Below are 1352 nucleotides of genomic sequence, written 5' to 3' on the forward strand. Positions count from 1 at the left end.
GGACCGTTCACCGACGTCGAGACCGACTTTCCGGTCAATACCTCCGCGACGGTCTTCGCATCCACCAGCCTCGCCCCGCCGCCTGTCACGCGGCCGTCGGTGCTGATTTGCGCGAGCCTCGCGCCGTGCGTGAGCAGATCTGTGCGCAGGTCCTGCAGGCTCCCAAGGCTTGACTGCTTGCTGAGGGAATCGGCCTCGACCGCGAGGTACTTCTTGGCTTCGTCAACCGCCGTGGCGTTGACCAGTTGCGCCGCCAGAAGGCCGGCAAGTACGACGGCGACGGTCGCGACGGCGGCGATCACCGCCGTCGTGCGTCCGGCCAGTGTGCCGAACCAGCGCCTCACGTGGCTCCTCCGGCGCCGGGACGGAGCACGGACGAATGGGGAGGCGCGGCCGAATAGCCGACGCCGCGGCTCGTCGCGATGGGGGAGTGCTCGCCGAGCTTGGCACGGAGCTGCGCGATGTGCACATCCACTGTCCGCCCGGCGGCATAACTGGCCTGCCCCCACACGGCGGACAGGAGCTGCTCCCGGGAAAAGACCCGGCCAGGCTGCGCCATGAGGTACGCGAGGAGGTCGAATTCGGTGGCCGTCAGGGTGAGTTCCTCGGTTCCCGCGCGTGCGGTCCGGTTCAGCGGATCCAGTTCGACGCTGCCCAGCACGAGCGGTTTGGAACGTGGGGTTCCTTCGGTCCGGCGCAGGACCGCCTTGACCCGCGCCACCAGTTCGGAGGGCGAAAACGGCTTGGTGAGATAGTCGTCCGCGCCCAATTCCAGGCCAAGGACGCGGTCCACCTCCTCATCCCGGGCCGTGACGAACAGTACCGGCGTCCAGTCCTCTGCCTGCCGCAGTTGCCTGCAAAGCTCGATCCCGTCCAGACCGGGCAGGCCGACGTCGAGAATCACCGCGACCGGTTTGAGCCGCTTGATCTGTGCCAACGCGGACACCCCGTCCCGCTCAACGTGTACACCGAAACCCGCGCGGCCCAGATAGAGGCGCTGGATATCGGCAATTGCCCGTTCATCCTCGGCAATCAGCACCAATCCGCGGCTGTCTTCCATGCGTCCATTCAACAGCAAGGATCAAGCCTGTGGAGCGTCCTCGTCGGCCGCCGGGGACGGTTTTACATTCTTCGAACATTGGCCGAACAATCAATTCATGCGGCCGGACCAGAGTGTGGTGAAGAGCGCCGGCGGATCGACCACCGGCCGGAACAAAGGACACGGACCATGAACAACACCATCCCGAGCTCCAGCACTCCCGTTGAGGGCCGCAAGCGTACCAAAGCGCGCACCGCCGTCGTCAGCGTCCTCGCAGCAGGCCTCCTGCTGGGCGGCGGCGTGATCGCCGCCA

2 protein-coding genes are annotated in these 1352 nt (G+C 66.5%); both read right to left on the reverse strand.

Translation table 11 applies throughout. The features are described 5' to 3' along the window. On the reverse strand, window positions 1-344 hold a 344-nt coding region (locus AHiyo1_RS24650; protein WP_216363174.1), incomplete at its 3' end, for a hypothetical protein. Further along, window positions 341-1060 (reverse strand): response regulator transcription factor, encoded by a 720-nt coding sequence (locus AHiyo1_RS09435; RefSeq protein WP_059388398.1) that lies wholly within the window; start codon window positions 1058-1060, stop codon window positions 341-343. The genes AHiyo1_RS09435 and AHiyo1_RS24650, both read right to left, overlap by 4 nt. Between the last annotated feature and the right edge of the window lie 292 nt (window positions 1061-1352).

Origin of the sequence: Arthrobacter sp. Hiyo1 (genome assembly GCF_001263615.2) — a bacterium.
In the GTDB taxonomy this organism is placed as follows: Bacteria; Actinomycetota; Actinomycetes; order Actinomycetales; family Micrococcaceae; genus Arthrobacter.

Excerpts from the sequence above, each read along its gene's own strand:
- AHiyo1_RS09435 (WP_059388398.1), bottom strand. The coding sequence starts at position 1,060 with ATGGAAGACAGCCGCGGATTGGTGCTGATTGCCGAGGATGAACGGGCA.